Source organism: Ectopseudomonas oleovorans, from assembly GCF_003052605.1.
GTDB lineage: Bacteria > Pseudomonadota > Gammaproteobacteria > Pseudomonadales > Pseudomonadaceae > Aquipseudomonas > Aquipseudomonas oleovorans_A.
The window spans coordinates 42,375-49,998 of sequence record NZ_QASO01000087.1; the positions used below are offsets into that span (position 1 = coordinate 42,375).

At 63.9% G+C, this 7,624-nt stretch carries 3 protein-coding genes and 1 pseudogene; 3 read left to right on the forward strand and 1 reads right to left on the reverse strand.

What is annotated here, in order from left to right:
* Nucleotides 1-3: 3 nt before the first annotated feature.
* Nucleotides 4-6,183 carry a peroxidase family protein gene (locus DBO86_RS14800; protein WP_108234069.1) on the forward strand — a complete coding sequence of 2,060 codons (6,180 nt, stop codon included), beginning with the start codon at nucleotides 4-6 and terminating at the stop codon, nucleotides 6,181-6,183.
* Nucleotides 6,184-6,368: 185 nt separating this feature from the next.
* Here the strand turns inward: DBO86_RS14800 and DBO86_RS26750 are convergent, their stop codons facing one another.
* Nucleotides 6,369-6,524: a hypothetical protein gene (locus DBO86_RS26750; RefSeq protein WP_244185561.1), complete on the reverse strand. Its 156-nt coding sequence runs from the start codon at nucleotides 6,522-6,524 to the stop codon at nucleotides 6,369-6,371.
* A gap of 99 nt (nucleotides 6,525-6,623) precedes the next feature.
* Here DBO86_RS26750 and DBO86_RS14805 point away from each other — a divergent pair.
* Nucleotides 6,624-7,430 (forward strand): annotated as a pseudogene (locus DBO86_RS14805) (DUF2167 domain-containing protein).
* A 99-nt stretch (nucleotides 7,431-7,529) separates the two neighbouring features.
* Nucleotides 7,530-7,624 (forward strand): hypothetical protein (locus DBO86_RS26755; protein WP_244185501.1); only part of this gene is annotated, 95 nt, incomplete at its 3' end.

The window sequence follows — 7,624 nt, forward strand, 5'->3', positions numbered from 1 at the left end:
AAAATGGCTGTCAAGACAACCCAATCCGATCTGGAGTTCATCCTCCAGCAAATCAAGATCGCCGAAGCCCACGCCGCTGGCGCCTCGCTCTACGACCTGGTCGGCAACCCGCTGCTGCCCTACGGTCTGCGCACGGTCGACGGTACCTACAACAATCTGGTACCTGGCCAGGAGCAATACGGCTCGGCCGACCAGGTCATGCCGCGGCTGCTGGAACCCGAGTTTCGCGATGCGGAAAATGGTATCGATGGTGCCGGCGCCCCTCCTGGCTTTCCCGGTTCAGGCACTCAGACCAGCTACGAACAAACCAGCGGATATGTGGTGGATTCGCAGCCGCGGATCATCAGCAACCTGATCGTCGACCAGAGCCTGAACAACCCGGCGGCGGTGATGGCCGCGCTGGAGTACGCCGGCTCCAGCGACGTCTTCGGCGATGCGCAGTTGGTGGCCAACGCCCTGGCCGCGTTGAAAACCGCCGAGGCGGCGGCGCAGGGCAATAGTGCGCTGGTCGAGGCTAGCGCCGCGCTGCTGGCCGCCTCTGCCGCTGCGGCCCAGGCTGCAGCCGGAGCGGTGGAGCTGGCGCAGGAGGAGGCCGATGCCGATGACCTGGCGCACAGCGAGGCGTTGGCGCTGGTAACTGCTGCGCAGGCCGCGGAAGGGGCTGCCTTGGCGGCGTTGATTTTCGCCCTGAACAACGGTGGTGATGTTGTCGGCACTTTGGCCACATACAACGCGGCAGCGGCTGCGACTGCTGCAGCTCAGGAGCAGGCTGGCACAGCTGGCGAAAGTGCTGCCGCATCGGCTGCGCTTGCTATGGAGGCTCAGACCGTTGCTCTGGCAGCGGCTACACAGTTGGCCAGCGATACGGCCGCCCACGAACTGCTGCTGGCCGAGGTTGCTGAAAGCAGCGCCGAGGTTGCTGCTGCCCAGGCCGCGCTGGATGGGCTGCTGGACGATATGGGTATCGTCATGGACAACGGCAGCGTGCAGGTGCCCAACGTCTCGCCGGACGAAGGCCTGAGCGCGCCTTTCAACGCCTGGATGAGCCTGTTCGGCCAGTTCTTCGACCATGGCCTGGATCTGGTCAACAAGGGCGGCAGCGGCACCGTGTATATCCCGCTGCAGCCGGACGACCCGCTGTACGTTGAGGGCTCGCACAGCAACTTCATGGTGCTTACCCGCGCCACCAACCAGCCGGGGCCGGATGGCATCCTCGGCACGCCCGACGACGTGCGTGAGCATGTCAACCAGACCACCCCCTTCGTCGACCAGAACCAGACCTACACCTCGCACGCCTCGCATCAGGTGTTCCTGCGCGAGTACGTCATGGTCGACGGTAAGCCGGTGGCCACCGGGCATTTGCTCGACGGCCAGAATGGTGGCTTGGCTACCTGGGCCGATATCAAGGCGCAGGCGCGCGAGATGCTCGGCATCAACCTCACCGATGCCGATATCGGCAACGTGCCGCTGCTGGCCACCGACCAGTACGGTCAGTTCATCCGTGGCGAGAACGGTTTCGCCATGCTGATCATGCCCGGCAATCCACCGGTTCAGGTAGAGGGCGATCCGGACAATCCCATCAGCACCCAGGGGGCTGTGCGTACCGGGCATGCTTTCCTCGACGATATCGCCCATAACGCTGTGCCGGTGATAGTCGGCGGCCAATTGGTAGCCGATGCCGATGAGGTGGCCGGCAATGCCGTGGGAGTCAACTCCATGACCGGACGCAACCTCGAGTACGACAACGAATTGCTCGACGCTCACTACATCACCGGCGACGGCCGCGGCAACGAGAACATCGGCCTGACCGCGGTGCACCATGTGTTCCACTCCGAGCACAATCGGCTGGTCGAGGCCAACAAGCAGGCCATTCTCGCCAGCGGCGATCTGGCCTTTATCAACGAGTGGCTGCAGCAGCCGGTGGAGTCTGTGCCGGAGAGTGTCGACGGGCTGATCTGGAACGGCGAGCGCTTGTTCCAGGCCGCGCGCTTCGTCAACGAGATGCAGTACCAGCACCTGGTGTTCGAGGAGTTCGTGCGCAAGATCCAGCCGTTCACCGATATCTTCATGGTGCAGCCGGATATTGAGATCGATGCGGCCATCGTCGCCGAGTTCGCCCGCGTGGTGTACCGCTTCGGCCACTCCATGCTCAACGAAACGGTGGATCGGTTGAGCTTCGACATGCAGTCCAGCGACATCGGCCTGATCGAGGCCTTCCTCAACCCGGTCGAGTTCGGCAGCGCCGATGCCGATGTCATGGCCGGCTCGATCATCCGCGGCATGACCCGGCAAACCGGTAACGAGATCGACGAGTTCGTCACCGGCGCCTTGCGCAACAACCTGGTGGGGCTGCCCCTGGATCTGCCGGCGATCAATATCGCCCGCGGCCGCGACACCGGCGTGCCGTCACTCAACAGTGCGCGCGAGCAGTTCTTCGCCGCCACCGGCGACAGCAACCTCAAGCCCTATGTCAGCTGGGTCGATTTCGCGCTGAACATCAAGAACCCGGCGTCGATCATCAATTTCATCGCCGCCTACGGTCAGCACGAGAGCATCCTCGCGGCCGATACCGCCGAGGCCAAGCGCGCCGCCGCCACTCTGCTGGTGATGGGCGGTAGCGGCAGCCCGAGCGATCGCACCGACTTCCTCAACAGCAGCGGCACCTGGGCCGGGCGCGAGTCCGGCCTGAACCTGGTGGACTTCTGGATCGGCGGCCTGGCCGAGCGCAAGATGCCGTTCGGCGGCATGCTCGGCTCGACCTTCAACTTCGTCTTCGAAATACAGATGGAGAATCTGCAGGACGGCGACCGCTTCTACTACCTGTCGCGCACTCAGGGGCTCGACCTGTTGGGGGCGCTGGAGGCCAACTCCTTCGCCTCGCTGGTGATGGCCAACACCGACCTCGGCCGGCCGGGTTCCTCGCACCTGCCGGGGGATCTGTTCGCCTCGGTGGACCATATCCTCGAGCTGAACCAGGCGCTGCAGATCGGCGAGGACCCGGTCTGGGGCAACCCCATCATGCAGGCGCTGACGCCCATGGTGGAACGTGGCGACGGTTACCTGCGCTACAACGGTGAAGAGCACGTGGTGCTGGGTGGCACCGAAGACGACGACACCCTGATCGGTGGTATCGGCGACGACACCTTGTGGGGCGACGGCGGCAACGACCGCCTGGAGGGTGGCTACGGCAACGACATCATCCAGGGCGGCGACGGCGACGACATCATCACCGACATCGGCGGCGACGACATCATCAAGGCCGGCGACGGCAACGACGTGATCCATGGCGGCAACGGCCTCGACCTGATCTTCGCCGGCGACGGCCATGACTTCGTTATCGGCGGCACCGACGGCAAGGAGATCCTGGGCGGCACCGGCAACGATTTCATCCACGGTGGCGACGGCATCGACGCGCTGTTCGGCGGTTCCGGCGACGACTGGGTGGAGGGCGGCGGTCGTTTCGACTACATCGCCGGCGACAACGGTGACATCTTCTTCGAGAGCCCGATCCTCGGCCACGACGTGCTCAACGGCGGCCAGGGCGACACCGACTACGACGCCGACTCCGGCGACGACATCATGTTCGCCGGCGCGGGTATCCAAAAGAATATCGGCATGTGGGGCTTCGACTGGGTGATCCACAAGGACAGCACGGTGTCCGCCTACTCGGATCTTAACCAGTTGGTGTTCGACACCGAGCCGCTGAAGGTGCTGCGCGACCGCTTCAGCGACGTCGAGGCGCTGTCGGGCTGGGATCGGGACGATGTGCTGCGCGGCGACGACCGCGGCAACGACCCGGATGCCGGCGAGGAGGAACAGCTCAACGCCAACAACGCCCTCAGCCAGGCCGGGGTCGACCGTATCAATGGTCTGCGCGAGATGCTCGACTATCTGGTGGAACTGCCGCCAGAAGAGGGCGACCTCGAGGCCGCCATCGCCTTCAATGCCGGCAATATCCTGCTCGGCGGCGGCGGCAGCGACGTGATCGAGGGCCGCGGTGGTGACGACTACATCGACGGTGCGGCCTGGCTCAACGTGCGCATCAGCATTCGCGACGACGCCGGCAACGAGATCGGCACGGCCGATGGTATGACCAAGGTGATCACCGGCAAGAGCGGGGTGCTGGCCGGCACTGCGGAGAGCCTGACCCTGGATCAGGCGATGTTCAGCCGCCTGCTCAATCCCGGCCAGTTACATATCGTGCGTGAGATTCTCTACAGCAAGGACGAAAACGACATCGACACCGCGGTGTACTTCGGTCTGGCCGACGAGTACGACATCATTGAGAACTTCGATGGTACCTGGACCGTCAGCCATACCCGCTTCGCCGGTGGCGGCGGCACCGTGACCACCTTCGACCCGCTCGATCCGGACGGCCTCAGCACCACCCGCAAGATCGTCTCCGACGGCACCGATACCCTGCGCAATATCGACCGCGTGCAGTTCGCCGACCAGGTGGTCTGGTTGATCGACCGCCCGGCCGAGGGCAGCGTGGCCATCAGCAACATGGCGCCGGCCGAGGACGAGATGCTGCTGGCTGCCGCCACCGTCAGCGATCCCAATGGCACCGAATTCGCTGTGCTCAGCTACGCCTGGCAGGCGCTGGTGGCCGGCGAGTGGGTGCAGGTCGGTACGGGGCAGAGTTTCACCCCCGGCGATGCCGAGGTCGGGCTGGCGCTGCGCGTGGTGGTCAGCTTCAACGATGACATGGGCAACCCGGAGAGCCTGGTGTCCGCGGTCACCGCGCCGGTGCTCAACGTCAACGATGCGCCGACCGGCTTGCCGCAACTCAACAATGCTTCGCCCAGTGTCGGTCAGGTGCTGATCGCCTCCACGGCGATGATCGCCGATGCCGACGGCTTGGTCGGGGTGACCTTCGCCTACCAGTGGCAGGTCGGTAGTGGCAGTAGCTTCAGCAATATCGCCGGCGCCACCGCACAGTCCTTCACCCTGACGGCGGCTCAGGCCGGCCAACAGGTGCGGGTGCAGGTCAGCTACACCGACAACCGCGGCACCTTCGAGTCGCTGACCTCGGCTGCCACGGCGGTGGTAGCCAGTGCGGTGATCATGGGCACCAACGCGGCCAATACGCTCAACGGCACCGCGCTGGACGACCATATCCTCGGCCTGGGCGGCAACGACGTGCTCAACGGTCTGGCCGGTAACGACATCCTCGATGGCGGCGCCGGCAACGACACCCTGGATGGCGGCCTCGGCGCCGATGTCATGCTCGGCGGCCTGGGCAACGACATCTATATCGTCGACAACCTCGGCGATCAGGTGATCGAGGCCGCCGGCGCCGGCACCGATACCGTGCGCACCACGCTGCTCAGTTATGGCCTGGGCGAGAACGTCGAGCACCTGACCTTTATCGGCAGCGGCAACTTCACCGGCTACGGCAACGCCCTGGCCAATACCATAACGGGAGGAGATGGCAACGATGTGCTCGATGGCGGCGCCGGCGCCGACCGCTTGGTCGGCGGGCTGGGCAACGACAGCTACTATGTCGACGATGCCGGCGACGTGACGGTCGAGACCGCTGGTGGCGGTATCGATACCGTCTACTCCACTGCCTCCAGCTATACCCTGCGGGCCAATGTGGAGAACTATGTGCATCTCGGCACAGGCGCTGCCGATGCCACCGGCAACGGCCTGGCCAACCAGATGACTGGCGGCGCGGCCGCCGACATTCTACGTGGCCAGGGCGGCGACGATGTGCTCAGCGGCATGGGCGGCAACGACACGCTCTACGGCGGAGCCGGTGCCGACAGTCTGTTGGGAGGCGAGGGGGCCGATACCCTGTTCGGTGAGGGTGGCAACGACATCCTCGACGGCGGCGACGGTGACGACATCCTCGATGGTGGTGCGGGTAACGACATCATGATCGGCGGTGCCGGCAACGACACTCTGTATGCCGATCAGGGCAACGACATCCTCGTGTTCGGCCCCAACTTCGGTAGCGACACCATCATCGGTTTCGACGCCAACCCGGCTGGAGGGCAGGACCTGCTCAACATCGCGGCGTTCAATCTGACGGCGGCGACTTTCGCCAGTCGGGTATCAATCGCCGATGCTGGCAACGATGTGTTGGTGACGGTGGGCGGTGCAGATGGCGGCAATATCCGCCTGGTCGGTGTGACCGACCACACCAGCGTGACCATCGCCGACTTCCAGTTGGTATGAGGTGGCGTGATCCCTGGCGTTCGGATCACGCACGGTAGCCAAGGTCGGCGCCAGGTTGGCTGCGGAGCATCGCCTGCGGGGGCGGTGCTCCGTGGTCTTCTTTGCAGGGGGTGGAATATCGCAAAAAGTTGCGGCATGACGCATGTCGAGTTCCGCGAGCGTGGTAACGTAATACGCAGTTACATTCACTTACCCGTTCCCATGTCGATCAAGGATTCGATCCTGGCAGCCGCGCTGGCTGCTGTCCTGCCGTTCACCTGTGTTGCATACGCCAATCCCGAGACCGAGCCAGAAACGCTGCGGTCGACGCCGAGGTCATCGAGACCGAGGATGTGGCGCAATACATCAGTCCTGAAGAATTCGTCGCCAGCCTGGAGTTCAAGGGCGGCCGCGTCGTCCTGGGCAACGATCTGGCCACCCTCAACCTGCCCGATACCCTGGTGTTTCTCGACGGTGAGAACGCTCAGCGTCTGTTGGTCGATGGCTGGGGCAATCCGCCAGATGACGTTCCGCCGCTGGGCATGATCCTGCCGGCTGGCGTGTCGCCGCTGGCCGATGAATCCTGGGGTGTGACCGTCGAATACGAAGACAGCGGCTACGTGTCCGATGAGGACGCCGGCGATATCGACTACGGCGACATGCTCAAGGACATGCAGGCCGACATGCGCGAGGCCAACACCTGGCGTGAAGAGAACGGCTGCGAGGCCGTGCAACTGGTCGGCTGGGCCGCCGAGCCGCACTAAGATACCGAAGGCAAGAAGCTGTATTGGGCCAAGGAGCTGAAGTTTGGCGACACCGAGGCCAATACCCTGAACTACAACATTCGCGTCTTGGGCCGTAAGGGCGTGCTGGTGCTAAATTTCGTCGCCAATATGGATCAACTGGCAGAAATCGAGGCCAGCGTACCGGCCGTGCTGGCTGCAACCGAGTTCAACCCGGGCCAGCGCTATGCCGAGTTCGACCCGGATCTGGATACCGTAGCCGCATACGGCCTGGGCGCGCTGGTCGCCGGCAAGGTGGCGGCCAAGACTGGTTTGCTGGCGCTGCTGCTGGTATTGCTGAAGAAGTTCTGGTTCATCCCGGTGGTGCTGGGCGGCTGGCTGTTCAAGCGCATTGGCATGCGCAAGAAGCAAGCGCCGGTCGGCGCAGTGAGCGCTCCGGTCGCACCGTTTGCCGAGGCCAAACCGCAAGAGCCAGCGCAAACGGTGATGGATCTGAACAAACCGGACGATGCGGACAAACGCTGAGTTTAGTCCGTAGCCCAATGAGATGGACTCCTCCCTCCTACGGCGTCATTGCGCCAGACTGAAGGTTGTAAAACAAGCAATCCCGGAGGGGGAGCCCGCATGAAACTTAAACGCATAGGCGTGGATTTGGCAAAGCAGGTTTTTCAAGTTCATGGTGTCGACAGCCATGAGCAGGTCAAATGCCGCAAGCAACT

Bases quoted from the DNA above. Each gene is read 5' to 3' on its own strand.
- DBO86_RS14800 (WP_108234069.1), top strand. From the start codon at position 4: ATGGCTGTCAAGACAACCCAATCCGATCTGGAGTTCATCCTCCAGCAA.